We start from the raw sequence: 24,853 nt of genomic DNA on the forward strand, positions 1-24,853 counted from the left end.
CATCATGACCTATACCGTTTCGCCTTCATCGACGCGCCGTCAGTGGCTTGGGGGAGCCGCTGCTGTAATGGGGGGCGTGATGGGGGCGGGGCTGGCCGCTACCTCTCAGGCGGCCAGCCCGTCTTCGCCCTATCCCACCGCGAAAGCGGAGGAGATTGTCCGGCGCATCAAACAGCCCGCTATCCCAAAGCGGGACTTTCGCGTCGCCGACTATGGCGGGCGTGGTGACGGTAAAACCGACAACAGCCAGCCGATCGCCAAAGCTATTGCCGTTGCGGTCAAGGCGGGGGGCGGTCGCGTCGTGCTGCCCAGCGGCGTCTGTCTGACCGGGCCGATCCGTCTGCGGTCAAAGGTCGAACTGCACGTCCCAAAGGGGACGCGGCTTAAATTCATCCCCGAACCGGCGCGTTATCTTCCCGTGGTGCCGACGCGCTGGGAAGGCGTCGAGCTGATGGGCTATCATCCCCTGGTCTATGCCTATGGTGAGCACGATATCGCCGTAACAGGTGGCGGCATCCTCGACGGTTCGGCGGATGACAAGACCTGGTGGCCGTGGAAAGGCCCATGGGCCGATGGCAAGTTCAGCGATACGCCGATAGCGGAGCGTCAGGCGGGTGATCGCACCAGACTGTTCGACATGGCCGAACGCGGCGTGCCCGTGGTCGAGCGGGTTTTCGGCGAAGGCAGCCGCCTGCGCCCGCCGTTCTTTCAGCCATATCTGTGTAAAAACGTGCTGTTCGAAGGGGTTACGGTCGTTTCTTCACCTTTCTGGCTGCTGCACCCGGTCCTGTGCGATAGCGTCACGTTCCGGGGCGTGACCTGTGACAGTCACGGACCGAACAATGACGGCTGCGACCCGGAATCCTGCACCGATGTGCTGATCGACAACTGCACGTTCAATACCGGCGATGACTGCATCGCCATCAAGGCTGGGCGAAATGCCGATGGCCGCCGCGTGGCGAAACCGTGCGAAAACCTCGTCATCCGCAACTGCCTGATGAAAGACGGCCATGTCGGCGTCGCCATCGGCAGCGAGATGACCGGCGGGGTGCGCAACGTCTATGTGCAGGACTGCACGATGGACAGTCCGCACCTGTCGCAGGCGCTGGGCATCAAGACTAACGGCTATCGCGGCGGCGTGGTCGAGGATATTCACATGACCCGCATCAAGGTAGGACGGGTCGACAAGACCTTCCTGCAAATCTGGCTCTATTACGAAGAGGGCGAGGGCGGGGCGTTCGTTCCATCGGTACGTCGCATCACGCTCAGCGAGTCGCGGGTGGTGTCGACGCGTCGCGTGCTGGTGATACGGGGACGACCCGACAGTCCGGTGACGGGCCTCACCCTTAGTCACCTTGTCGTCGGCGAGGAACAACAGCCGTCCGTGGTCATCGACGCCAGAGATGTGGCGCTGGACCACGTGACGATTGCGGGCAAGGCGTGGACCGCTGCCGATGTTGCCAGACTTCCGGGCCTTGATAGCGTCACCTGCGACAAATGGGCCATGTGTCGGTAAGCGGTTCAGATTGCCCAGCCCGTGCCTTCGGCGGGGCCGTCCATCGGGCGCAGGGTCTTCATCATGAAAATGACGTCGATCCACCGGTCGAACTTGTAACCGGCCCTGGGCAGGGTGCCGGTATGTTCGAACCCCAGCGTCTCGTGCAGGCGGATCGAGCCGGTATTGGCGGCATCGCCGATCACGGCATAGATGGCGTAGAAACCGCCCTCGGTACAGGCGGTGATCAGGGCCGACAGCAGCGCCTTGCCGACGCCCGCACCCTTGTGGTCGGGATGGACGTAGATGCTGTCCTCGACGCCGTAGCGATAGGCGACGCGCTGACGGAACGGCGAGGCATAGGCAAAGCCGATGATGTTGTCGCCCTCGACCGCCACCAGATAGGGCAGGTTCATCGCGGTGATTTCCTGCCACCGGGCCTGCAAGGCGGAGGCTGTCGGCGGCACTTCGTCGAAGGTGCCGGTGCCGTGGAGCACGCCGTCGCGATAGATGTCGGCAATGGCGGTGAAATCGGCCGGTTCGGCAGGGCGGATAAGCATATCGGAACTCTGTAAAATCGCCTCCCCATCGCGGCGCGGCGCGATGGGGAGGCGGGGTGGTGTTAAGCCGGTTTCGTCCAGCCCTTGTCCAGCGCCCAGATGGCGAAGGCGTAGTTCAGCGCGGTTTCCTTCAGGCGGTCGAAGCGGCCCGAGGCGCCGCCGTGACCGGCTTCCATATTGATCTTGAGCAGGATCGGCGAGCCCGACGTCGTGTATTCGCGCAGCTTCGACGCCCACTTCATCGGCTCCCAGTAGGTGACGCGCGGATCAGACAGGCCGCCCGTCGCCAGCACCGGCGGATAGGCCTGCTTCGTCACATTGTCATAGGGCGAGTAGGAGGCGATATAGTCGTAGGCCGCCTTGTCCTCGATCGGGTTGCCCCATTCCGGCCATTCCGGCGGGGTCAGCGGCAGGGAGGTATCGCTCATGGTGTTGAGCACGTCGACAAACGGCACCTGACCGATGACGCCGCCCCACAGGTCCGGACGCAGATTGGCGATGGCCCCCATCAGCATCCCGCCGGCGGAACCGCCCTGCGCCACGATGCGGCCCTTTGCGCCGTAACCGTTGGCGATCAGATGCTCGGCCGAGGCGATGAAGTCGGTAAAGGTGTTCTTTTTCTTGAACTTGCGCCCGTCAAGGAACCAGCCATAGCCTTTTTCGGTGCCGCCGCGGATGTGGGCGATGGCATAGATCCAGCCGCGATTGACCAGGCTGAGGGTCGAAACCGAGAAGGTCGGGTCCATCGCATAGCCATAGGAGCCGTAGCCATAGAGCAGCAGCGGCGCGGAACCGTCCAGTTTGGTGTCCTTTTTCATCAGCACGGTCACTGGCACTTCGGCACCATCCGGAGCCTTGGCATAGAGGCGCCTGGCGACATAGTCGGTGGGGGTGTGGCCCGACGGCACGACCTGAGTCTTGCGCAGGACGCGCTTCTGGGTCTGCATGTCGTAGTCGAAGGTCTGGGCCGGGGTCGTTGGCGAGGTGTAGGTGTAACGCATCACCGTCGTGTCGTATTCCAGCGAGCCGCCGAGGCCGAGCGCATAGGCTTCTTCCTTCACGGCGATTTCGTGCTCGCTGAGGTCGGCCTTCTTGGTGATGACGATGCGCGAATTGGCGTTCTCGCGTTCGGTGCGCACCATAAAGCCTTTGAACAGGCCGAAACCGGTGACGTAGATACCCGGACGGTGGGCGATCCACGGCTTCCAGGTTACGCGCGACGGCACGGGATAGGTCGAGGTCATGATCTTGAAATCGACCGCCTCATCGGCATTGGTCAGGATGACGAAGCGGTCGTCCCAGTGGTCGAGGCTGTACTGGACGCCGGTCTTTCGCGTTTCGACCATGATCGGCGCGGTCGCCGGGGCATGGGCCGGGATCAGCTGATATTCGCTGGTTTCGTGGTCGTTGCTGGTGATGAGGATATAGGCCTCGTCCGAGGTCAGGCCGACCCCCATGAAGAAGCCCGGGTCCTTTTCTTCATAGACCAGCACGTCCTCGCCGCCCCGGGCCGGACGGCGGAAAAGTTTCGACGGGCGGCCGTTGTCGTCACGCAGGGTCCAGAAGATATGCTGTGAATCCGGGGTGAAGAGGAAATCACCCGTGGCGCTTTCGACCGGCGTGCCAAGAATTTTTCCTGTAGCGAGGTCCTTCACATGGATTTTATATACCTCTGACCCTTGCGTGTCCTCGGCCCAGGCATAGAGCTTGTGATCCGGGCTGTGGGTCGTGGTCGCCGTCGCGTAATACTCCTGACCCTTGGCCGCGGCGTCCTCGTCGAGCAGGATCTGCTCGCCCGCCGGGATGCCCTTGAACGGCACGGTTTCGGTGCTGATTTTCGCCTTGCCGCGCGGCTTGCGGGCATTGATCGGGTGCTGGCCGCCGACATTGTAGCGGACATAGTATTCCCAGCCGCCGTCGGGCGCGGGCACGGAGCTGTCGTCTTCCTTGATGCGGCCCTTGATTTCCTCGAAGATCGTCGTCTGCAGGCCTTCGGTCGGTTTGAGCAGCGCCGTCGTGTAGGCGTTTTCCTTGATCAACTGGTCCTTGACGTCGGCCTTGATCGCCGCCGGGTCACGCAGCACCGCCTGCCAGTTGTCGTCCTTCATCCAGAAATAGTCGTCGACGCGCGTTACGCCCAGTTGTTCGACGGTGTGCGGGATCTTGGCGGGGGTAGGCGCGGGGGTCTTCGACATCAGGCTCTCTTGGGCAAAAGCAGAAAAAGGTGTGGCCGCCCATATCGTGGCATTTAGGCCCGCATTCAGCGCAATCGATGCGCCAAGGCTATAGTTGAGAAAATTTCGGCGATTAAGGCGGCTTTTCATAGGGACGACACCTTTGACAAATTGCGTACATGACGCAAGGATGAAGATAATTGACAGTGATACGATCCCCGTTCCATCGTCAACTGACCAAACCTTCATGTCGGGCATAGTTTCGGCCACTTTCGCAGGTAAAGGATGACGATGGACGCAGACCTGACCCTGACCCTGATCGAGGCGACCGTGCAGATCGATCAGCCGGTAAACGACCAGAAGCGCATGGTGGGCACGGGGTTTCTCGTCTCCGTCCCGCGCGAAGGTGCCGCGCCCGAAGTGGTGCTGGTCACCGCCGCCCACGTCTTCGAGCGTATGCCCGCCAATGAGGTGCGCATCGGCTGGCGCGTCAAGGCACCCAATGGCGGCTGGCAATACAGCCCCTCGCGCATCGCCATCCGCAACGACAAGGGCCCTCTGTGGACCCAGAATCCGAAGCAGGACGTGGCGGTCATCCCCGTCACCGTGCCGCCGTCCTACAAGGACAAGGCTATTCCGCTGGAGTGGCTGGCCAACGAGAAGACCTTCGATCAAATGCATGTCGGGCCGGGCGACGAGATGATGACGCTGGGTTATCCGCACGGCTATTCGGCCAATACGATCGGCTTCCCCATTTTGCGCGCCGGGCGGCTGGCGTCGTATCCGTTAGGGCCGGCGACCAGCTTCCCGACGTTTCTGATCGACCTGACGGCCATCCCCGGCAATTCCGGCGGCCCGGTGTTCATGACCGAAAAGGCCAGCCGCGCGCCGGACACCGAAATGCCGCCGGTGACCCTGATTTCGGGCATCCTCACCAAGCAGGTCGAGGTTGACGGTCAGCGGCTGGAGCTGGCGCTGGTCACCCACGCCATCTTCGTGCGTCAGACGATCGAGCAGCTTTACGCCACTCGGGGGCAGGGGACCGGCGTCAAGATCGGCATTACCCTGACCACGCCACCCGCGCCGGTCAAGCCGCCGGAACCGACGCCCAAACCCCCCGCCAAGGACGCTTCGGTCGAGAAGAAAAAGCGCTCGCCCGTCGTGACGGGACGCTTCGCCAAGGCCAATAATCCGACGCAGTAATCAGAGCGCTTCGGGTGTCAGGCCATCCAGTACGGCGACGCCCGATCGGATGGAGGTCAGGTGCGCGTCGGCATGCGGCAGGACGTGCGCGGCGTAGAGCTGCCACAATCCGATACGGCCTTTCAGCCACGCCGCGTCACCGTCGCCCGCATCGATGCGCGTCTGTGCCGCCATTGCGCCCTTGAGCAGGACATAGCCACCGATCACATCACCGGCCAGTTTCAGATAGGCCGTAGCCCCTGCGGCCACATCGCCGGGCGCGGTTGGTTTTTGCTTTATCAACCATTGCGTTGCGTCTTCGAACGCGCTCAGACCCGCCGCCAGGGCGCGCAATGACGTGTAAAAACCTTCGGGGAAGCGGTTGTTTTTGATAAAGCTTTCGATGTCGCGGATCAGCTCGAACGCCGCCGTGCCGTCGTCGCCCAGCTTGCGCCCGACAAGGTCACCGGCCTGAATACCGTTGGTGCCCTCATAGATCGGGGCGATGCGGGCGTCGCGATAGTGCTGGGCGGCGCCGGTCTCTTCGATAAAGCCCATGCCGCCGTGAACCTGCACGCCGCTGGAGGCGACCTCGACCCCGATATCGGTCGACCACGCCTTGGCGATGGGGACCAGAAAATCCTCGCGCCGTTTGAGGCGACCGTCGTCTTCGCCCAGCCTTTGTTCGTCGGCGGCGATGGCCGTCAGCAGGCAGATACCGCGTGCGGCCTCGATCTTCGCCTTGGACAGGCCGAGCATCAGACGCACATCGGGGTGGTTGAAGATCGGTGCTTTCGCTTCACCGGTCAGGATCGATTTGCCCTGTTTGCGCTCCAGCGCATAGGCCAGCGCCTGCTGATAGGCGCGCTCGGCGATGCCGACGCCCTGAATCCCGACGGCGAGGCGCGCGGCGTTCATCATGGTGAACATGGCCATCAGGCCCTGATGCGGCGCGCCGACAAGCTCGGCATAGGCGCCCTCGAACGCCATGACGCAGGTGGGCGAAGCGTGGATGCCGAGTTTGTGCTCCAGACCGACGCAGTGGGCGCTGTTGCGAGCTCCTAAGGTGCCGTCTTCACCAACCAGATATTTCGGACATAGAAACAAGGAGATGCCGCGGGTGCCTGCGGGGGCGTCGGGCAGGCGTGCCAGCACCAGATGCAGGATATTGTCGCGGGTTTCGTGATCGCCCCAGGTGATGAAGATTTTCTGGCCGGTGATGCGATAACCGTCGCCGTCCGGCACGGCCTGGGTCGTCAACAGCGCCAGATCGGACCCGGCCTGCGGTTCGGTCAGGTTCATGGTGCCCGACCATTCCCCGGCGACCAGTTTGGGCAGATACAGGGCTTTCTGCCGGTCGGTGCCGTGGTGGTTCAGCGCCTCGATCGCCCCCTGCGACAGGGTGGGATAGAGCGCGAAGGCCATATTGGCGGCGTGGAACATCTCATAGGCGGCCATTTCCAGCGCCTTGGGCAGGCCCTGACCGCCATGGGCGGGATCGGCCCCCAGCCCGGACCAGCCGCCGTCGGCAAAGGCCGCGACCGCGTCCTTGAAGCCGCTGGCGACGATGACCTGTCCGTTTTCCAGCTGCGCACCTTCGGCGTCGCCGACGCGGTTCAGCGGCGCGAGGATATCGCTCGCCAGATCGCCCGCGGCCTCCAGCACCGCATCGAGGATATCGGCGTCGAAATCGGGAAAGGCGGGGCTTTGATACAACCGCTCTATCCCCGTCACCGCCGAAAGGCTGAAGGCAAGGTCTTTGAGCGGGGCGCGGAAAGTCATCGAAGCGGTTCCTCTTATGGTCTGGTTTTGTGATGACGCATGACGTGGCGGCAGGGAAACTCACACTTCCGTGAAGTGCCGCAAGGGAAAATGAATGGCGGCGCAAGGGATTGCGCGCCATTGTGAGGATGATATTTAAAATGTAATAAATAAAGTTACATATTGGCGTTGCTTTTGCGCCGCTGCGTTATCATAGTTGGTCAATCTCGAAACGTGAGTCGAACCATGACGCCTACCACCTATCATCGCGCCTCGCGCTACCTGCACTGGGCGATGGCCGCCCTGATCTTTTATATGGTGTTTCTCGGCTGGACGCTGGAGGACAAGGACGGGGGCCTGTTCTCGCGTTATCAGATGCACAAGTCGGTGGGGTTCCTCATTCTGGCCCTGACCGTGGTGCGTATCGGGTTACGGCTGGCCTATAAGGCACCGCCGGAAATCGAGGGACCGAAATGGCAGATGGCCGCGGCGCGCTTGGTGCATATCGGGTTCTACGTCCTGATGATCGGCCTGCCGCTGACGGGGTGGGCGCTGGTCTCGACCGCCAAGGTGCCGGTGCCGACCCTGTGGTTCGGTGTGGTGCCCATTCCGCACCTGCCGTTGAGCCACGATCTGAACGACGTGTTCCATAATCTGCATGGTCTGTTCGCCAAGCTGATCTTCTATGTCTTGATCCCGCTGCACGTCGGCGCGGCGATTATGCACCATTTCATCCACAGGGACGATACGGTGACGCGTATGCTGCCGGGGCTGGACCCGAAGCCTGCGATCCTCAAAAGCGCGCTCAACTATCGCTGGCTGTTGCCTCTGGTAATCGTGATCGGCGCCTTTGTCGGTGCGACCTTCCTGATGCGCGGTGCGAAGCCGGTGGCCGCTCCCGTGGTGGCGGAAGCCGAACAATCACCCGACTCGTCCACAGAAGCCTCCGCAGAGATATCCCCTGAATCCGTGGTGGTTGCCGACGATGCGTCCACAAGTGCGTCACAGGCCGCGAGCGAAGAATCCACAGCCTTGCCCACATGGGTTGTGAACAAGTCGGCCTCCTATATCCGCTTTGCCACGACCTTCAACGGCGAAGGTATCAGGGGCGGATTCGGCGCCTACACCGCCGACATCGTCTTCGATCCGCAGCAGCTGGATAAGTCCTCGGCCACCGTCGTGATCGATCTGGCCTCGGTCAATAGCGGCGATGCCATGCGCGACGACAGCCTGACCGGTGCCGACTTCTTCGGTGTGGCGCAACACCCGAAGGCGACCTTCAAAAGCACGACCTTCACCAAAACCGGCCCGGATAAATATCTGGCCAAGGGTAAGCTCACCCTGCACGGTCAGACGAAGCCGTTCAACCTGCCGTTCACGCTGAAAATCACCGGCGATACGGCGTTGATGACGGCGACGGCCCGGCTGAACCGGCTCGATTTCGGCGTCGGTTCGGGCGAGTGGGCGGCGACGGATGCGGTCCCGGCAGAGGTGTCGCTCGATCTGAAGGTCTCAGCCAAAGCGAAATGAAGGGCTTGTCGCGCGCATATTCCGGCGTTACAGCCGCGGCATGACGACCATAGCCGACGCCATTGCCGCTCTTGAAACCGGCGAGTTGATCCACCTGCCGACCGAGACCGTCTATGGTCTGGGCGCCCGGGCGGACGCCCCGGCAGCGGTAGCCAAGGTCTTCGAGGCCAAGGGCCGTCCGAAGTTCAACCCGTTGATCGTCCACGTAGCGTCGCTTGAGGCCGCCGAATTGATCGGGATATTCGACGACCGCGCGCGCGCGCTGGCGCGGGCCTTCTGGCCCGGGCCGCTGACTCTCGTTGTGCCGGTCAGGGATACCGCGAAGGTCTGCGATCTGGCGCGCGCCGGGCTCGACAGCGTGGCGATCCGCGTGCCCGCACATCCGGTGGCTCTGGCGATTTTGCAAGGGTTTGGCGGCGGCGTGGTCGCCCCCTCGGCCAATCGGTCGGGCCGCCCCAGCCCGACGCGCTTTCAGGATGCGGTATCGGAAACCGGGCCGTCGGTGGCGGCGTCGGTCGACGGCGGGGATTGTCAGGTGGGACTGGAATCGACGGTCGTCAGCGTTTTGAACGATGTGCGTTATCTGCGTCCGGGCGCTATTACCCGCGCGCAGATCGAAGCCATTGCGGGGGCTCTGGCCGAAGACGCCAGCGAAGGTCACCGCTCGCCGGGCCGCTTGTCGCTCCACTATGCCCCGGACGCACCGGTTGAAATCAATATTGATAATCCGCCAATGGATTGCGTTTATCTGGCGTTTGGCGATACGGATTTTACGGGTCCGGTGCTGAACCTCAGCCCGACGCGCGATCTGTCGGAGGCGGCGGCCAATCTGTTCACCTGTCTGCGCAAGGCCGATGCGTTAAAGCCTGCGCGCATCTGCGTGGCACCGATTCCGGCGGACGGTCTGGGCGAGGCGATCAACGACCGCCTTAAGCGCGCGGCGGGGTTTGTGGGTTAAACCAGTGGGTGCCGTCGTGAGAACGTCCATTCGACGTCCGACGACGCTTCCGGCACGAAACGATAGCCTTCGTAATCGAAGCCCTTGGCCGCTTCCGGATCGGTGATGCGGTGGTCGATGACGTAGCGCGCCATCAGTCCGCGCGCCTTCTTGGCGAAGAAGGAGATCATCGAGGTCTTGCCGTCCTTGATTTCAAGGAACTTCACATTGACCACTTTCGGTTTCAGCGCCCGGGTCAGAGCCGCGCGGGCATATTCCTGACTGGCCAGATTGAGCACGGTCGTCGTCTCAACTGATTTGGCGTCGGCATTGATTTCCTTGGCGATTCTGTCGCCCCAAAACGCGTAAAGCGTACCGCCTTTGCTCGTTTCCAGCGAGGTGCCCATCTCCAGTCGGTAGGGCCTGATCAAGTCGAGCGGCCGCAGCAGACCATAAAGCCCCGACAGAATGCGCACATGATCCTGGGCGAAGGCCAGCCCGTCGGCATCGAGGTCACGGGCGCGCAACCCCGTATAGACGTCGCCGTCGAACATCATGGCGGCGGGCAGGGCGGCCTGATCGGCAAAGCCCTTGTACCGCGCGTGATTCATCTCGGCCAGCTTGTCCGAAATGTCCATCAGCCGTTTAAGGTCGGCGGGTGTCTGTTTCTTCATCACCTTGAGCAGGGACTGCGTATCGCGCGTGAAGCGCGGCTCGCTGGTCGCCTGCGCGGGTGTGAAGGGCGTCTCGTCGAGCGATTTGGCGGGGGACAACAGGATGATCATGCCCCGACTTCTAAAGCCGAACGCCTGAGTCGTCACGGGCAAATATAGGCGTAACCGGTTTCGTATTTTACAAAACGTTGTCCATCTTTATGTCTTTTTTATTTTTTAGTTTACGTCTGCGCAACCTATTCGGGTTTAGTCTTTCGCACTTGCAATGTGGGGAGACGCATGACCTTAGGAACCGTTCTTGTGCTCGAAGACAGTCGCGTTCAGGCGCAGCTGATCTCGAAGATGCTGGAGCGGCTCAACTGGTCGACCGTCATCTGTTTCGATTACAAATCGACCTATGCGGCCCTGCGAACCCATAAGGTCGACCTGCTGCTGCTTGACGTCTATGTCGAAGGCGGCAACACCATCCTGCATCTGCCCGAAATTCGCGAAATGGCGAAGGGTGTGCCGATCGCCATCATGTCGGCGGGCGGTCAGGGGGGCGGCGGTCTGGCCAAGACGCTCAACATGGCGCGTCAGGCTCAGGCCGATTTCGTCGTGCCGAAGCCCTTTGCGCCTCAGGATATCTCGGCCATTCTCGACGCGGCGTGGAACATGCGCCGTTCGCCGGTGCAGGCGAAACATATCCTCGTGGTCGATGACTGCCGGGTGGTGCGGACTCTGGCCTGTAGGGCGCTCATCGAAAAGGGGTATCGCCTCTCCGAAGCCCGCTCCATGGAAGAGGCCTTCGATCGCGTCGATATCGCCCACGTCGATGTGGTGATCACCGATATCTTCATGCCCGGCATGGGTGGCATCGAGGGCATCCAGATCATCCGCGCCACCTGGCCTCAGGTGGCGGTCATCGCCATGTCGGCCGGCACGGATAACGGCGTCGATTTCAGCCAGGTGCTTTCGGCGGCGAAATATATGGGCGCCACCGCCCAATTACCGAAGCCCTTTACCGCAGGCGATCTGACCCTGCTGGTCGAGGCCGTGCTCAGCGAACAGTTCCTCGCCGCCTGAATTCCTCGCAACCTGAGTTTAACCTGTCGCGGTCTTTGCATTGCGCTGCAATATTTCCCGTTAAGGTATTGGTAACATGGCACGTTTTTGACTCTTTAAGTAATTTTGTTATATAACAGAATCGTGACGCGCATTCATATACTGTACTCCGGGTATCTATATTCGGAATTGAATGCGGTTATACGGTAAAGGCGTAAGGGTAAACATAAGAAGACTATATTAGCGTAACCGTGTCTTTGGGAGCCGCGAATGAGCGGGGGTGAAACCAATCTGGGGAGTGTGCTGGTCCTCGACAGTGACCGCGATCAGGCACGTCAGGTCGCCCGCCTGCTGGGCCAGCAGAAATGGACATCCGTCCTTAGTTTCAGCCAGGACATGGCGCTGCGGAGCCTCAAGCACAATCGTTTCCATCTGCTGCTGGTCGATGCCTATGCCGACAACCAGAATATGGTCAGCCAGATCGATTTCCTAAAATCGCAGATGAAGGACACGCCGCTGGCCGTCATGGGGCACGTCTGGGGCGGCAAGAAAGGGACGACGATCCTCGATCAGGCCAAGGCCGCCGGTGCGGACTTTCTGCTGGCCAAGCCGATCCATCCCGACCGTTTGAAAACCATGCTGGCGGAAACACATCGCTATCACCGCGAACGCCGGACCGAGGTCCATGTGATGGTCGTCGATCCCGATGTGCAGCTGCGCACGTTCATCGGCATGACCCTGCAACAGGTCGGCTATAAGGTGTCGGTCGCCGACAATATGGAAGACGTCTTCTTCGACCATAATCTGGGGATGATCGACATCGTGCTGACGGCGATCCTGATCCCCGGCATCGGCGGCGTCGAGGGGATCGCGCAGATAAAAAAGGACCATCCGCACGTCCGTCTGGCGGCCATGTCGGAAGGCATCAACGACAAGATCGGCGCCATGCACGTTCTGGCGGCGGCGCGCGAAGCAGGGGCCGAAGAGCTTCTGCCCAAGCCCTTCGTCATGCCGGAATTGCTGAGTCTGATCGGGCGGCTGTCACGCGACAAGATTCAGGCCCGCGCTGCCGAGGCCGCCGCGACGCCGCAACCGGCCAAATAACTAACGAGCTTTTTCGCAGAACGAGGCTTCGGACCCGCTGGTGCCGATAAAGCTGAGGGTCGGTTTGTTGTTGGTGTCGCGATAAACGGTCTTGAAACCGTCCGGCATGACGTTTTTCAGATAACCGGTCAGGGTCACGGCCTTTGTCTTCGGATCGACGCTGAACGTACCCATGCTGCCGTCGGAGGCGCGGTACTTGCCCGGCGCGGTGACGGTGAAGTTGAGCAGCATACGGGGCGAACTATAGGCCCAGCATTCGTAATCGCCCTTGGGCATGGTGGCGGCCGCCACAGGCGCGGGTTTGGGCTTAGGTGTCTGAGCCGCGGCGGGCAGGGCCAGACCGGCGGCAACGATGGCGAGGACGGTAATGCGGTGCATGTGATATCTCCCTGACTGATGCGCAGATTACATTGTTATTTTAATGCGGCAACTTACAATGGTCAGGCGTGCTCGCGCACATATTTGTGATATAAATAGATTTGACACTTGGGGTTGAATTTTGTCTCTTCAAATTCGCGATCTGCGGGAAAGCAGGCGCGTTCAATCAGAGAGGAAAATTGATGATCCCCAAGGCTTTGAAAAAGGCTGCGCTGACGGCTGTGTCGCTCTGTGCCCTGCTGGCGGCGACCAATGCCCATGCCTATACGTGGCAGGACTACGATAACAAGCTGGCCGAATTCTTCGTCAAGAACAGCGAGTGCGAAGCGATCGACGATCAACGCACCCTGTCCATGTCAGACCCTTATTACTGGGGGCCCAGCTATGAGGAACTCACAACGCAGTACGATCAGTGTCAGACTGAACTGTGGGGCATTTACGAAGAGATGATCGTTATTTCCACCCATATCAATATACACGGTGAAACCTGATCAAAGTCTCGGGTGTGCGTGCCTGACACGCGCACCTTTATGCCGATTTTAAAACAGGAGGTGCGGGTTCATGATGCGCCCGCCCTCAAATAGCGAAGCGGTAGGGCAGATAAAAACGAAGCGCCTATCCGATTTTAAAACAGGACATGCGGGTTCATGATGCGCTTCGGATCGAGCGCCAGACGCACCGCCCGCATGGCCGCCACCGCGACCGGGTCTTTATAGAGCAGGGCTTCCTGCGTCTTCATGCGCCCCAGGCCGTGCTCGGCGGAAATCGAGCCCTCGTACTGATGAACCAGATCGTGGACGACCTTGGCCCCGTCGTCGCGCAGGGCGTTGAATTCAGCCGGGTCCATGCCTTCGGGCAGAATGACGTTGAAGTGGACATTACCGTCGCCGACGTGGCCGAAGGTCACCACACGTGCCCCCGGCAGGAAGGCCAGCACGGCCTCGGTGCCCTTGATGATGTAATCCGCCATCTGCGACAGCGGCACCGACACGTCGTGCTTCCACGCCGCGCCTTCGACCTTTTCGGCGGCGGAGTGTTCTTCGCGCAGACGCCAGAAGGCCTCGGCCTGGGTTTCGTTCTGCGCGATCGCCGCGTCGAGGATCAGCTCCTCTTCAAACGCCGCGCCCAGCAGACGCTCCATCGACGATTCCGCACCTTCCGGATCGCCGGAAGCGACTTCGATCAGGGCGTACCACGGATACTCCGTCTCCAGAGGTTCGCGCGTATCGGGGATGTTTTTCAGTACCAGCGACAGGCCGTAGCGGCCCATCAGTTCGAACGCCTCGACCTGACCGCCGGTTTCCTGCTTGGCGCGGGCCAGCAGGTCGATGGCATGCTGCGCCGTCTCGAACGCCACGATAGCGACGCTGCGCGAATTCATGACAGGGAACAGCTTGAGCGACGCGGCGGTGATGATGCCCAGCGTGCCTTCGGCGCCGATGAACATCTGCTTGAGGTCGTAACCGGTATTGTCCTTGCGCAAGCGCTTCAGGCCATTGAAAATCTCACCGTTCGGCAGGACGACCTCAAGGCCCGAGACGAGGTCGCGTGTCACGCCGTAACGTAGGACCGCCGTGCCCCCGGCATTGGTCGAGATCACGCCGCCGACCGTCGCCGTGCCTTCGGCGGCCAGCGACAGCGGGAAGTGACGGTTGGCCTTTTCGGCGATCTGCTGGGCTTCGAGCAGGGTGATCCCGGCCTCAAGCACCATGGTGTCGTCGGTGGGCGCGACGTCGCGGATCTGACGCATGCGCTCTAATGAGACGAGGATCTCACCGAACGGGATCTGCCCGCCGACCAGGCCGGTATTACCGCCCTGAGGCGTGATGGCGACGCCGTTGTCGTAGCAGAGCTTCACCACTTGCGACAGTTCTTCGGTCGTCTTCGGCAGGACGAGGAGAGGGGTGTGGCCCTTCCATTTGCCGCGCCACTCGGTCAGTTTGGCCGTCACGCGGATATCGTCGTCGGACCATCCGGCCTCGCCGACAATGGCCTTGATCTGCGCGACGATTTCAGGCGCGACGGGCGGGCATTCGGCAAAAGCGGTCATGGTGCTGGTATCCGTTGGGTAAACCGTGGTGTACTCCGAATGACACTTGTCATTCGGCAAGGGCGACCGCCCGCCGCCACTTATGTGGCGAGCCATGCGGCGTTTGAGCTATATAAAACGCGGTTTAACCGGAGATTCCATAAGTGCAAGCGCAAACTCACCGCCCGATCCCTGCCATTGGCGTTGTTTGCTGGCGCGATAATGAAGTTTTGCTAATCCGCCGCGGGCGTGAACCGCGCAAGGGCCACTGGTCGATCCCCGGCGGCAAGGTCGATCGCTTCGAGCCGATGGAGGCCACGGCTCTGCGCGAACTGCACGAAGAGACCGGTATAGAGGCCGAACTGGGGCCGCTGATCGGCGTCTATGAAATCATCGAACACCCGACCGAGGCCTATCCCGATGGCTTTCATCTGGTGCTGATCGACTATCTGGCGGAATGGCAATCGGGGGAACCGGTGGCCGGGGACGATGCTGAGGAGGCGGTCTTCGTGCCCTATGCACAGGCTTTGGAGCGTTTGCTGGAGCCGGACCTCAAGGAAGTTCTGATGCGGGCTTACAAATTGCGTTATACATAAAAGTGTTGTCCGGTTTCTGTGGCCAAACGGTATAAATCCGATAAGATATCTCTCAGGTAGAAACTTGAGGGGAACGCTATGTTTTTCGGTATATTCACGGTCATCGGCCTGGTGCTTCTGTTTGTGGTGGTGTCGTCGATCGTCAAGATCGTGCCGCAGGGCCGGGAGTTCACGGTCGAAAATTTCGGCCGTTATACGCGGACGCTGAAACCCGGCATTTCGTTCCTGACGCCGTTCATCGAGTCGGTCGGCAAGCGCGTCAACATGATGGAACAGGTGTTCGACGTGCCGCAGCAGGACGTCATCACCAAGGACAACGTCAATGTTCGCGTCGATGGCATTGTCTTTATTCAGGTTATGGATGCGGCAGCCGCAGCTTACCGCGTCGACAATCTCAATGGCGCCATCACGCAGCTGGCCATGACCAATCTGCGGACCGTGGTCGGTTCGATGGAACTGGACGAGGTGCTGTCGCAGCGCGATTCGATCAATACGCGCCTGTTGACCGTCATCGATCACGCGACCTCGCCGTGGGGCGTCAAGGTGACCCGCATCGAAATCAAGGACCTCAAGCCGCCGCACGACATCACCGACGCCATGGCGCGTCAGATGAAGGCTGAACGCGAGCGCCGCGCTTTGATCATCGAGGCCGATGGCGAGCGTCAGGCAGCGATTGCCCGCGCCGAGGGCCAGAAGCAGGCCACCGTGCTGGAGGCCGAGGGCCGCCGCGAAGCCGCCTTCAGGGACGCCGAAGCGCGCGAACGCGCCGCCGAGGCCGAAGCCAAGGCGACGGAACTGGTGTCGGACGCCATCGCGTCTGGCGACACCAAGGCCATCAACTATTTCGTGGCGCAGAAATATGTCGAGGCCTTCGGCAAGTTCGCTCAGTCGAACAACACCAAGACCCTGATCCTGCCCGCCGATCTGGCGTCGCTGGCCGGGACCGTCGGCGGTGTGGCCGAACTGATCAAGTCGGTCAGCGCGACCGACGGCGCGGCCCCCGTTGCGCGTAAGAAAGAAGGCTGAGGATGGAGTTGCTGTTTGCCCCGACCGTCGGGTTTCAGGCCTTCTGGATATGGCTGGCTATCGGCGGCGTCATCTTGGGCATCGAAGCGCTGGTCGGGACGCAATGGCTGCTGTGGCCAGCCACGGGCGCAGGGATCGTCGCCGTCCTGACCCTGACCGGCCTGCCGGTCAATCTGCTCGTGCAGATCGTGATTTTCTGCGTCCTGACGACCGCCATGACGCTCCTGTCGCGCAAATTCATGAAACCGGTCGAGGTTGTGGTCGATATCAACGATCCCAACGGGCGGCTGATCGGCAAGGAAGCTTTGGTTATCGAGGCCTTCGATGATCGTGACGGCAGTCTCAGCACGGGTCGCGTCATTTACGAAGGCGTTGAATGGCCGGCGGTCTATGAACGGGGCGGGGCGACACGGCCGATCCTGCCCGCGGAAAAGGTCGAGATACTCAAGGTCGCCGAAGGCAAGCTGATCGTCAAACCGGCCTAAGACACTTGTGATGAATTGACTTACGCTGGGTCAATTGACGTTTCATCGTGGAAAATAAATCCGAGGAAACGTCATGCCCGACCCGTCGATCAGTTCTGCCGAATGGCAAATCCGCAAAGACCTTGCTGCCCTGTACAGGCTCGTGGCGCTGTTTGGGTGGGACGACACCATCTTCACCCACATCTCGGCCCGTGTAGCGGCGAAGGACTCGCTGACCGAGGCGGGCGCCTCCGAAGTCGATCATTTTCTGATCAATCCCTATGGCGTGTTCTTCGAAGAAATGACGGCTTCGGCCCTGATCAAGGTCGATCTCGACGGCAATATGGTCGGTCAATCCGAAGGATTCGTGAATCCGGCAGGCTTCACGATCCACAGCGCGCTGCATGCCGCCTGTCGCGACGCACACTTTGTCATCCATCTGCATACCGACGCCATGACCGGTGTGTCGGCGCAAAAGGAAGGGCTGCTGCCGCTGACGCAGAATGCCCTGTTGCTGGGGCCGCATCTGGCCTATCACGACTACGAAGGCGTGGCGCTGGACCACGACGAGCGGCAGCGCATCGTCGATGACCTCGGCGACAAAAAGATCATGCTCCTGCGCAATCACGGCGCTCTGGCCTATGGTTCGAGCGCCGGTGAGGCCTTTACCCTGATCTATTTCCTCGAACAGGCCTGCCGTCAGCAGATCGCGGCGCTCAGTGCCGGCCGCGACGGCGTGCTGTTTGCCACGCCCGACGTGCAGGACAAGGTGGCGCCGCTGGGTGGAGGCGTCGGTTTCGTCTCTGGCCTTCTGTGGCCGGGTTTGCTACGAAGGTTGCAACGTCAATGGCCGGGCTGGGATAGCTGAGCGAATGAAGCTGTGGGGGCGGGGACTAATTCTCGGATTATGGTTGATGCCCGTGGTGGCCTCGGCCAGCGCCTGGCTGCCCGATCCCGGCGCGACGGAGCTGATCGTCAAGGCGGAAACGGTCTCGGCGGATCGCGGGTTCAACGCGGCGGGCGACAAGGCCATTCCGCTCGCGAGTTGGGAAGAAAAGCGCCTGACCGTCTATGCGGATCACGGGATCAACGACCTGTTCAGCGTATTCGGGAAGCTCAATCTTCAGGATATTCAAACCGCTACGGATGATTTCTCAGGTCTGGGCTCGGTCGAGATCGGCGTCAAGACGGCGCTTTACCGCGACGACCACAGCGTGGTCAGCGCCAGTGTCTCGGTTGATGGTTTCGGGGAAGGCCGCCGTGCCGATTTCGACGAAACGGGCAATGACGACCCGGATATCGAGGCGCGCCTCTATGGCGGGTACGGGTTCACGGTCGGTAGTAAACCGGCCTTTATCGATGCCCAGATCGCCCGCCGGGTCCGCGGTGGCATGGATGCCGACCAATGGCGCGTCGATGTAACCGCAGGCCTGACTCCGTCGCCGAAATGGCTGGTGCTGGGGCAGGTCTATGTCGGTCAGACCGACAAGAGACAAGGTTTTCAGGCCAGATGGACGCATGGCGAGATCAGCGCCGTGCGCTTTTTCGACGACAAGCAGACGCTGGGCGTTCAGGTCGGTTACCGGCAGACCCTGTCGGGCGAGAATGTGCCGGAAACGAAGACCATCACAGTTGGTTTGTGGAAAAGGTTTTGAAGGGCCGAAGGGCCATAGGCCCTTCACCCGTCACTTGGAGAACGTGACACCGGCGGAGTCATCTGCTCCAAGTTATGGGGTTTGGGGCCAACTGGCCCCAAGACCTTAAAGCGCTTCGGCCAACCTGAGAAAATCCGCCGGGCTGATATTTTCCGCCCGCAAAGTCGGCTCGATCCCAACCTTAGCCAGCAGCGTCTCGCCGCCCAGACCTTTCAACGAGGCCCGCAGCATCTTGCGGCGCTGACCGAAGGCGGCGGCGGTGATGGTTTCGAGGTTTTTAATGATCTTCCTGTCCGGGCGCTCAGCCTTGGGCACCAGACGCACCACGGCGCTGTCGACCTTGGGCGGCGGCGTAAAGGCGCGGGCGGGCAGGTCCATGATCTTGTCACAGTCGCACAGGACCTGCGAAATGACGCTCAGACGACCGTAATCGTCGTCGCCGACGGGGGCCACGACGCGCAGCGCCACTTCCAACTGGAACATCAGGGTCAGGGACTTCGGCTGCCACGGCCCGGTCAGCCACTTGATCAGTAGCGGCGTGCCGACATTATAGGGCAGGTTCGACACCAGATGCGCTTCGGGCGGCAGACCGTATTCGGCCAGAAGTGCGGCTTCATCGACCTTGAGCGCATCGTTTTCGACCACGCCGAAACGCCCGGGATAAGCCGCGTCCAATTCGGCCAGAAGCTCGATAAACCGGGAGTCTTTTTCCACGGCCAACACGTATTTGGCCTCGGATTCGAGCAGGGCGCGCGTCAGGCCGCCGGGGCCGGGACCGACCTCGATCACCGTGTCGCCATCGAACGGACCGCCCAAACGCACGATCTTGCGCGTCACGTTGAGGTCGAGCAGGAAGTGCTGACCGAAGCTTTTCTTCGCCATCAGGCCATGCGCCTCAAGGCTTTCACGCAGGGTGGGGAGAGTGCTCATTTTTCTTTGTCGCGCATTTGATTCCAAAAACCGCTACACACTTTTTGGAATGCGCTCGCGATTCAGACTTATCTGGTGGGCGGCCTCGATGGCGTTGATCAGGCTGTCGGCGCGGGCGATGCCCTGACCGGCGATGCCGAAACCCGTGCCGTGATCGGGTGAGGTGCGCACGATGGGGAGGCCCAGCGTTATATTGACACCGCCCCAGAAGTCCAGCGTCTTGAGCGGGATCAGCCCCTGATCGTGATAGAGGCACAGCGCGGCGTCGTAGGTGGCGCGGGCCTCTTCGTGGAACAGGGTATCGGCGGGGAAAGGCCCTTTGATGTCAACGCTTTCGTTTTGCAATCTATTCACAAGTGGTTGCAAAAGCTCGATTTCTTCGCGTCCGATGGTGCCGTCTTCGCCCGCGTGAGGGTTGAGACCGGCCAGAACCAGCCGGGGGTGGGTAATGCCGAAGTCGCGGATCAAGGCCTCGTGCGTGACATGCGCCAGATCATGGATGATCTGCGCCGACAGGTGCGTCTTGACCTCGGAGAGGGGGATATGGATCGTCGCCAGCACCACGCGCAAATCCTTGGCGGCCAGCATCATCACCGGACCGCGCGTACCGTCATAGGGCGTAGCGGCGGTCAGATCGCCCAGATATTCGGTATGGCCGGGAAAGCCGAACCCGGTGGCATAGAGCACGGACTTGGCGATGGGCGCGGTGATCAGGGCGCGGGCCTGTCCCGACAGGCACAGATCGACGCCGGTCCTGATCCAGTCGACGGTATGCGGGGCATGGGCCGGGTCGGGCTGCCCGGTAACCACCGGGGCGGTCAGGGGGTGATCCAGCACGGGTAAGGCGTCGGCGAAGGCTCCGGCAATGTCACGGGCATCACGAACCTTTGCGACCGACCCTAAAGTTTCCAGAAGCGCGGCATCGCCGATCATGCCGAAGGCCAGTTCCGGACGATGCCGCAGGGCCTGCCACGCCTTGTGGACCAGTTCCGGGCCGGTGCCGCACGGATCGCCCAGACTGATGACAAGCGGCGTCAATTACCGCGTTTCGATCGTCGCTGCGGCACGGATGTCGCGCAGGTAGCGGCGACCCAGCATCGACACCTTTTCCTGGGTCAGGCGGTTTTCGATCTGATCGCGCGACGGCGCGTTGTCACCGGCCAGGGTCTTGTCGCAGACATAGAGCACATTGGTGTTCATGGCGTTGGACATCGGCGCCGTGGTCTGTCCGGTCTTGAGCGGCTTGAGCGCGGCGGCATATTCCGGCGTCAGGTCGCTGAGCGGCGTGACGCCAAGGTCGGTCACGGTCACCGATCCATTGCCCTTTTCGGTACCCAGCGCCTCGCAGGTCGGGTACTTGGCGCGGAAATCGGCGAGGGCCTTGGTGGCGCCCGCCCCGGCGTTGAGCGGGATGGCGGCCTGTTTCAGACGCATCTGAGTGTCGGAATTGCCAGCGGTCTTTTCGCGCAGATAATAGATATAGACGCCGTTTTCGGTGACGATCGGACGGGTCATCTGGCCCGAGTCCATGGTTTGCAGGGTCGCCTCGATCTTCGGGTCGATCGTGCCCGACACCAGCCACCCGGCGTCGCCGCCATTGGCCGCCGAAGGCGCGTTGGAAAACTGACGGGCAACCGACTGGAAGGGGGCGACGCCCTGAGCGATCTGGTCGAACAGTTGCTGGGCCCCGGCCTCGGCTTCCTTCTGACCGCCGGCGACCTGAGGATCGATCATGATTTCGGCGACGAGGTATTGCGGCTTCTGGCTGTCTTCGGTCAGCTTGCCCATATAGGAATCGACCTGTTCCTTGCCGACGCGGGCCTTCTGGCGGAAGCGGCCATTGACCAGGTTGCCCCACGCGATTTCGGCCTTGATCTGGTTGCGCAGCGTCTGGGGTTCGACCCCGGCGCGCTTCAGTTCGGCGAACAATTGCTCGGTCGTCAGGCCCGACTGCTGGGCCATCGACGCGATTTCCTCGTCGATTTCAGCGTCCGTGATCTTCAGTTCGTAATGATCGGCTTCGAGCAGTTGCAGGTTCTCGTCGATCAGGGTCCGCAACGCCTGTTGCTGGAAGGCGGCATAGTTCTGCTGGGTAATCTGTACGCCCGACGTGATGATCAGCAGCAGCATCCGCTGCTTGAGGTCGTAGGACGAGATCAGCTTGTCGTTGACGGTGGCCACGACACCTTCGCCCAAAGGCTTGGTCTGGGCATGGGACTGAACCGGCAGGGCCAGACAAAGACAGGCGCCCAGCAGGAACGCGGAGCGACGAAGGGAAGCGGAGGTCGTGACGGTCATTTCGGTGCTTATAAGTCTTTTGGTCTGGTGAATGGCGGCCGCGCCGGAAGGGAACATCTATAGCCCATGCGAGCCCTAGCGTATATTAACAAAATCATCGTCCGATGGCGCTAATGTGGCAAGGCTTATCCGGATTGAAATGGATTCGCTGCCTTTGCCGTTCTCGCTGAGCAGGGCGGTTTCATCGCGTTGATAGACCAGTTCGAAGCGTGCGCAATCATCCTTGTAGATCAGAGCCGCTTCGCTGCGCAGCCAGGCCTGGGCCCTGATATTGCGCGCAAATTGCGCTGATACGCCCCAGCGGGCGTTGAAGAAGTGCTGCCCGAAAAATTGCAGGTCTTCGTAACGTTTACCGTCGTCGTAGAAGACGGGGCCGGTCGTAGTCGCGCGCTGGCCGGCTTCGGTATTGTCAATCTGATAACGGATCGTCGCCTGACTGGAGGCAGTCATCACGCTGAAACCCGTTTCGCCACGGCGTATATTGCCGCCGCTGTCGAGTCGATGACGCGTATAGCCGCGGAAGCCCTTGCCGGTATCGAATTCGGCCTGAACCACCCAGTCCGACTTTTTGCCCGCCAAACCCGACGGATCATAGGTGTAGGTCGTGCCCGCAAGCGTACGGTAATAGGACAGTTCCGGTTCGTCGCGGAACGAGCGCCCGACAAGAGTCGACAGCTTGAAGCCGTTGTCGAAATTGAACTGCGTCTTGAGGCCGAGGTTCAGGCGTTTGCCACCTTCATACAGATCGAAACCGGGTGACTTGTTAGCCTTGAACAGGGTCGAGTCGTCGAATTCGAAAGCCGTGGAATCTTCGTTAGTCAGGTAGAATTCAGATTCGGAGCGCGGCGACACCGCGATCTGGGCGATCGGTTCGATGACGGTCGTCAGGCCAGCAAATTTGCGGATCAGCGGATAGCTGAAATCGATTCCCGCTGTGCTCAGGCTGCGTGCGATCTTGTGCGAATCATCCGTGGCGGGATTATTGTCGAAATCCTTGATCCGGTACTGATCGTGGCGGCCTTCGACGAAGGGGGCGATCCTGAGCCCGATCGGTGTGAACAGCTCCCGCCGCCACGACAGACCCAGCGTGGCGCGCGCCGAGTCGACGGGGCCGGTCGCATTAACGGCGATATCGCTGGCCGGTGTGGTCTTGCGGATAACGGAAACGCCCGACGCCGAGACCGTCAGGCGGCCACCCAGAATATCCTGTTTGGGCGACCAGAAGGCTTCGATCAGAGGCGCGACGACCGGGAGGGTTTCGTCACGGGGGGCCAGATATTGTATCGAGGACTGGTCATCGATGATCCGTGTATTCGAACTGCCGATCTGCAGGCTCTGGAAGGCGACCAGCGATACATTGAAATAGGCGGTGTCGGTCTGGCGAATCAGATTGGCCTGATTGATCAGGTGACGCGACCCACCATGATATTCACCGGCTTGCGGGAAGCCGTCGTCGATCTTGTAACGTTCGAACAGATTGGCCAGGGGCGTGCCGTCCTCGGCCTTGTCGAAGACACGCTGAAGGGTGAAGTTCCAGCGCCAGTCCGGATTGATGTCGAAGTTACCATCGGCCAGGATATATCCGCGGCCCTGCTTGCTGTCCCACTTGTTCCCCTCATTATCGAAGAACGATTCGTAGGTATATCCGGCGCGGGCGTGGAAATCACCGGAATAGAAGCGCCGATTGACCTCGAAATTGAGCAGCGGATTGACCTTGGACGACAGTTTCGGACTGAAAATGATGTCGGTATAGGGCGACACGGCCCACAGATAAGGCGTTTCCAGAGACACGCCGCGTCGCTGCGAATAGCCGGCCTTTGGCATCAGGAAGCCCGAGGCGCGTTTGGCGCTGGGGTCGGCGTGCCAAAGGATCGGCAAGTAAAATATGGGGATGCCACGCGCCTTGAACACCGCATTACGATAGATCACGACGCGGCGTGCCCGGTCTTGTGTGATGCTGGTGGCCTGAATGTGCCAGGTCGGCTCCTGAGTGACGTTGTTTTTCACGCACAGTTCGCACGGTGTGAAAATGACTTCGCTCAGGCGATTGGTATCGACATCCACCCGCTCGACCTTGTTGGCGAACAGTTTGGTGCCTTCGGTATCGATCGAGGCGATGCGGTCGCCGGTGCCGGACGACTGCCCGTCATCGATTTCCAGACGGTCGGCGTACTGAACGGAGCCATCCGGATTGATCGTCCGCGTATTGCCGGTGGCAATGGTCTTGCCGGTCGTCTGATCGTACCAGACCTGATCGGCGCGGATCAGCCGGCCTTCCCAGCGCATTTCGACATTGCCGCGGGCGACGACGATATTGTTCTCGGGCGAGGTGACTTCGTCGGCGGTGATATAGGCACCTTCCTTGCCCAGGCCGTCGTCTTCCAGCGGCGCTTCGGTCTTGACCACGACAGGGTTGCGCGACGGATTGACGTCCAATTCGGGGGCAGGGTCCCCCACGGGATCCTTTGCCTGAGCCAGGGCGGGCAGGGCGACCTGCTCGACGGTGAGCGGCGTCAGGTCGTCGGCAACGGGCTTGACCACGGCCAGTGAACGGCGGGTCGTCAGCGGCGCGTCTTCCTCAACAAGGGGGGGCACAATAAGGGGGGCGGGAGCCGCCGTCGGGACGGGCGCCGCGACGGGCTTCGCTCTGGGTTTCGGCGTCCGAAGCGGGGCGGGCGTCGGCGTGTCGATGACCCTGGCGGTTACGTCTGACGACGCCTCGGGTGTGGCGGATACGGGTTCCGGCGCGGGCAGGGCGTCGGACACGCTCCCGCCGTCGTCGAAGTCGCTGAAAAAGCGGATGCCGCGCCCGGTATCGTCCAGATCCTCGTGCAGGTCGACGACGCGCGCCGACGCTTCGCCACCGATGGCGCCGGCGGCCAGAAGGCTAAGGAAACCCACGCTCAGCTTGAGGGAACTTTTTCTCATCTTCGCGGACCCGTTGGTTGACACGCTTGAAACGAAGGGCCCCGAAGGACCGGAATTATGCCGTGACGGCGGACGCTATACACATTCG

Annotated in this window: 22 protein-coding genes; 12 read left to right on the forward strand and 10 right to left on the reverse strand. The window is 61.2% G+C overall.

Annotated features, from left to right (window positions below; genetic code table 11):
• Window positions 1–1,516 (forward strand): glycoside hydrolase family 28 protein (locus tag PQU92_RS00005; RefSeq protein ID WP_272746151.1); only part of this gene is annotated, 1,516 nt, incomplete at its 5' end.
• Window positions 1,517–1,521: 5 nt separating this feature from the next.
• On the opposite strand, the gene PQU92_RS00010 is transcribed toward PQU92_RS00005, so the two are convergent.
• A complete protein-coding gene (locus PQU92_RS00010; protein ID WP_272746152.1) occupies window positions 1,522–2,055 on the reverse strand; it encodes a GNAT family N-acetyltransferase in 534 nt (177 codons plus the stop codon).
• Between the two features lie 62 nt (window positions 2,056–2,117).
• A complete protein-coding gene (locus tag PQU92_RS00015; RefSeq protein ID WP_438263795.1) occupies window positions 2,118–4,379 on the reverse strand; it encodes a S9 family peptidase in 2,262 nt (753 codons plus the stop codon).
• A gap of 135 nt (window positions 4,380–4,514) precedes the next feature.
• Between PQU92_RS00015 and PQU92_RS00020 the strand changes: the two genes are divergently transcribed.
• Complete coding sequence (locus PQU92_RS00020; protein ID WP_272746155.1) at window positions 4,515–5,432, forward strand: trypsin-like serine peptidase; 918 nt, start codon at window positions 4,515–4,517, stop codon at window positions 5,430–5,432.
• On the opposite strand, the gene PQU92_RS00025 is transcribed toward PQU92_RS00020, so the two are convergent.
• A complete protein-coding gene (locus PQU92_RS00025) occupies window positions 5,433–7,193 on the reverse strand; it encodes an acyl-CoA dehydrogenase family protein (protein WP_272746156.1) in 1,761 nt (586 codons plus the stop codon).
• Between the two features lie 225 nt (window positions 7,194–7,418).
• On the opposite strand from PQU92_RS00025, the gene PQU92_RS00030 reads away from it, so the two are divergent.
• The gene (locus PQU92_RS00030) at window positions 7,419–8,702 is read left to right on the forward strand and encodes a YceI family protein (RefSeq protein ID WP_272746157.1); all 1,284 of its coding nucleotides are present in this window, start codon (window positions 7,419–7,421) and stop codon (window positions 8,700–8,702) included.
• A 40-nt stretch (window positions 8,703–8,742) separates the two neighbouring features.
• Window positions 8,743–9,660 carry an L-threonylcarbamoyladenylate synthase gene (locus PQU92_RS00035; RefSeq protein WP_272746158.1) on the forward strand — a complete coding sequence of 306 codons (918 nt, stop codon included), beginning with the start codon at window positions 8,743–8,745 and terminating at the stop codon, window positions 9,658–9,660.
• On the opposite strand, the gene yaaA is transcribed toward PQU92_RS00035, so the two are convergent.
• Complete coding sequence (gene yaaA, locus PQU92_RS00040) at window positions 9,657–10,424, reverse strand: peroxide stress protein YaaA (protein ID WP_272746159.1); 768 nt, start codon at window positions 10,422–10,424, stop codon at window positions 9,657–9,659. The two genes, PQU92_RS00035 and yaaA, sit on opposite strands and share 4 nt — an antisense overlap.
• A gap of 168 nt (window positions 10,425–10,592) precedes the next feature.
• Here yaaA and PQU92_RS00045 point away from each other — a divergent pair, with 168 nt between their 5' ends.
• Both PQU92_RS00045 and PQU92_RS00050 read left to right on the forward strand, forming a co-directional pair.
• Entirely contained in the window at window positions 10,593–11,378 is a 786-nt protein-coding gene (locus PQU92_RS00045) for a response regulator (RefSeq protein ID WP_272746160.1), read from the forward strand.
• A gap of 249 nt (window positions 11,379–11,627) precedes the next feature.
• The gene (locus PQU92_RS00050; RefSeq protein ID WP_272746161.1) at window positions 11,628–12,461 is read left to right on the forward strand and encodes a response regulator; all 834 of its coding nucleotides are present in this window, start codon (window positions 11,628–11,630) and stop codon (window positions 12,459–12,461) included.
• Here the strand turns inward: PQU92_RS00050 and PQU92_RS00055 are convergent, their stop codons facing one another.
• Entirely contained in the window at window positions 12,462–12,839 is a 378-nt protein-coding gene (locus tag PQU92_RS00055) for a hypothetical protein (RefSeq protein ID WP_272746162.1), read from the reverse strand.
• Between the two features lie 182 nt (window positions 12,840–13,021).
• Here PQU92_RS00055 and PQU92_RS00060 point away from each other — a divergent pair, with 182 nt between their 5' ends.
• Complete coding sequence (locus PQU92_RS00060) at window positions 13,022–13,330, forward strand: hypothetical protein (protein WP_272746163.1); 309 nt, start codon at window positions 13,022–13,024, stop codon at window positions 13,328–13,330.
• Between the two features lie 134 nt (window positions 13,331–13,464).
• Here PQU92_RS00060 and PQU92_RS00065 read toward each other — a convergent pair whose 3' ends face one another.
• Entirely contained in the window at window positions 13,465–14,889 is a 1,425-nt protein-coding gene (locus tag PQU92_RS00065; RefSeq protein WP_272746164.1) for an FAD-binding oxidoreductase, read from the reverse strand.
• Window positions 14,890–15,032: 143 nt separating this feature from the next.
• On the opposite strand from PQU92_RS00065, the gene PQU92_RS00070 reads away from it, so the two are divergent.
• From PQU92_RS00070 to PQU92_RS00090, 5 genes are all read left to right on the forward strand, one after another.
• Entirely contained in the window at window positions 15,033–15,464 is a 432-nt protein-coding gene (locus tag PQU92_RS00070) for an NUDIX hydrolase (protein ID WP_272746166.1), read from the forward strand.
• 78 nt (window positions 15,465–15,542) lie between these two features.
• Window positions 15,543–16,490 carry an SPFH domain-containing protein gene (locus PQU92_RS00075; RefSeq protein WP_272746167.1) on the forward strand — a complete coding sequence of 316 codons (948 nt, stop codon included), beginning with the start codon at window positions 15,543–15,545 and terminating at the stop codon, window positions 16,488–16,490.
• A gap of 2 nt (window positions 16,491–16,492) precedes the next feature.
• Window positions 16,493–16,975, forward strand: a complete 483-nt coding sequence (locus PQU92_RS00080; protein ID WP_272746169.1) for an NfeD family protein — start codon at window positions 16,493–16,495, stop codon at window positions 16,973–16,975.
• Window positions 16,976–17,048: 73 nt separating this feature from the next.
• On the forward strand, window positions 17,049–17,822 hold the full coding sequence (locus tag PQU92_RS00085; RefSeq protein ID WP_272746170.1) for a class II aldolase/adducin family protein: 774 nt from the start codon (window positions 17,049–17,051) through the stop codon (window positions 17,820–17,822).
• 46 nt (window positions 17,823–17,868) lie between these two features.
• The gene (locus PQU92_RS00090; protein ID WP_272746171.1) at window positions 17,869–18,609 is read left to right on the forward strand and encodes a hypothetical protein; all 741 of its coding nucleotides are present in this window, start codon (window positions 17,869–17,871) and stop codon (window positions 18,607–18,609) included.
• 105 nt (window positions 18,610–18,714) lie between these two features.
• Here the strand turns inward: PQU92_RS00090 and rsmA are convergent, their stop codons facing one another.
• Genes rsmA through PQU92_RS00110 form a run of 4 tightly spaced genes read right to left on the reverse strand, consistent with a single transcriptional unit; the run spans window position 18,715 to window position 24,765 of the window.
• Entirely contained in the window at window positions 18,715–19,539 is an 825-nt protein-coding gene (gene rsmA, locus PQU92_RS00095) for a 16S rRNA (adenine(1518)-N(6)/adenine(1519)-N(6))-dimethyltransferase RsmA (protein ID WP_272746173.1), read from the reverse strand.
• A 33-nt stretch (window positions 19,540–19,572) separates the two neighbouring features.
• The gene (gene pdxA / locus PQU92_RS00100; protein ID WP_272746174.1) at window positions 19,573–20,577 is read right to left on the reverse strand and encodes a 4-hydroxythreonine-4-phosphate dehydrogenase PdxA; all 1,005 of its coding nucleotides are present in this window, start codon (window positions 20,575–20,577) and stop codon (window positions 19,573–19,575) included.
• The gene (locus tag PQU92_RS00105; RefSeq protein ID WP_272746175.1) at window positions 20,578–21,894 is read right to left on the reverse strand and encodes a peptidylprolyl isomerase; all 1,317 of its coding nucleotides are present in this window, start codon (window positions 21,892–21,894) and stop codon (window positions 20,578–20,580) included.
• An 18-nt stretch (window positions 21,895–21,912) separates the two neighbouring features.
• A complete protein-coding gene (locus tag PQU92_RS00110; protein WP_272746176.1) occupies window positions 21,913–24,765 on the reverse strand; it encodes an LPS-assembly protein LptD in 2,853 nt (950 codons plus the stop codon).
• Window positions 24,766–24,853: the final 88 nt, after the last annotated feature.

This window comes from Asticcacaulis aquaticus (assembly GCF_028550415.1).
Taxonomy (GTDB): domain Bacteria; phylum Pseudomonadota; class Alphaproteobacteria; order Caulobacterales; family Caulobacteraceae; genus Asticcacaulis; species Asticcacaulis aquaticus.

What these genes read in the sequence shown, in the direction of transcription:
- PQU92_RS00010 (WP_272746152.1), bottom strand. Translation starts at nt 2,055, where the DNA reads ATGCTTATCCGCCCTGCCGAACCGGCCGATTTCACCGCCATTGCCGAC.
- PQU92_RS00015 (WP_438263795.1), bottom strand. Translation starts at nt 4,379, where the DNA reads ATGAAAAGCCGCCTTAATCGCCGAAATTTTCTCAACTATAGCCTTGGC.
- PQU92_RS00020 (WP_272746155.1), top strand. Translation starts at nt 4,515, where the DNA reads ATGACGATGGACGCAGACCTGACCCTGACCCTGATCGAGGCGACCGTG.
- PQU92_RS00025 (WP_272746156.1), bottom strand. Translation starts at nt 7,193, where the DNA reads ATGACTTTCCGCGCCCCGCTCAAAGACCTTGCCTTCAGCCTTTCGGCG.
- PQU92_RS00030 (WP_272746157.1), top strand. Translation starts at nt 7,419, where the DNA reads ATGACGCCTACCACCTATCATCGCGCCTCGCGCTACCTGCACTGGGCG.
- PQU92_RS00035 (WP_272746158.1), top strand. Translation starts at nt 8,743, where the DNA reads ATGACGACCATAGCCGACGCCATTGCCGCTCTTGAAACCGGCGAGTTG.
- yaaA (WP_272746159.1), bottom strand. Translation starts at nt 10,424, where the DNA reads ATGATCATCCTGTTGTCCCCCGCCAAATCGCTCGACGAGACGCCCTTC.
- PQU92_RS00045 (WP_272746160.1), top strand. Translation starts at nt 10,593, where the DNA reads ATGACCTTAGGAACCGTTCTTGTGCTCGAAGACAGTCGCGTTCAGGCG.
- PQU92_RS00050 (WP_272746161.1), top strand. Translation starts at nt 11,628, where the DNA reads ATGAGCGGGGGTGAAACCAATCTGGGGAGTGTGCTGGTCCTCGACAGT.
- PQU92_RS00055 (WP_272746162.1), bottom strand. Translation starts at nt 12,839, where the DNA reads ATGCACCGCATTACCGTCCTCGCCATCGTTGCCGCCGGTCTGGCCCTG.
- PQU92_RS00060 (WP_272746163.1), top strand. Translation starts at nt 13,022, where the DNA reads ATGATCCCCAAGGCTTTGAAAAAGGCTGCGCTGACGGCTGTGTCGCTC.
- PQU92_RS00065 (WP_272746164.1), bottom strand. Translation starts at nt 14,889, where the DNA reads ATGACCGCTTTTGCCGAATGCCCGCCCGTCGCGCCTGAAATCGTCGCG.
- PQU92_RS00075 (WP_272746167.1), top strand. Translation starts at nt 15,543, where the DNA reads ATGTTTTTCGGTATATTCACGGTCATCGGCCTGGTGCTTCTGTTTGTG.
- PQU92_RS00080 (WP_272746169.1), top strand. Translation starts at nt 16,493, where the DNA reads ATGGAGTTGCTGTTTGCCCCGACCGTCGGGTTTCAGGCCTTCTGGATA.
- PQU92_RS00085 (WP_272746170.1), top strand. Translation starts at nt 17,049, where the DNA reads ATGCCCGACCCGTCGATCAGTTCTGCCGAATGGCAAATCCGCAAAGAC.
- PQU92_RS00090 (WP_272746171.1), top strand. Translation starts at nt 17,869, where the DNA reads ATGCCCGTGGTGGCCTCGGCCAGCGCCTGGCTGCCCGATCCCGGCGCG.
- rsmA (WP_272746173.1), bottom strand. Translation starts at nt 19,539, where the DNA reads ATGAGCACTCTCCCCACCCTGCGTGAAAGCCTTGAGGCGCATGGCCTG.
- PQU92_RS00105 (WP_272746175.1), bottom strand. Translation starts at nt 21,894, where the DNA reads ATGTTCCCTTCCGGCGCGGCCGCCATTCACCAGACCAAAAGACTTATA.
- PQU92_RS00110 (WP_272746176.1), bottom strand. Translation starts at nt 24,765, where the DNA reads ATGAGAAAAAGTTCCCTCAAGCTGAGCGTGGGTTTCCTTAGCCTTCTG.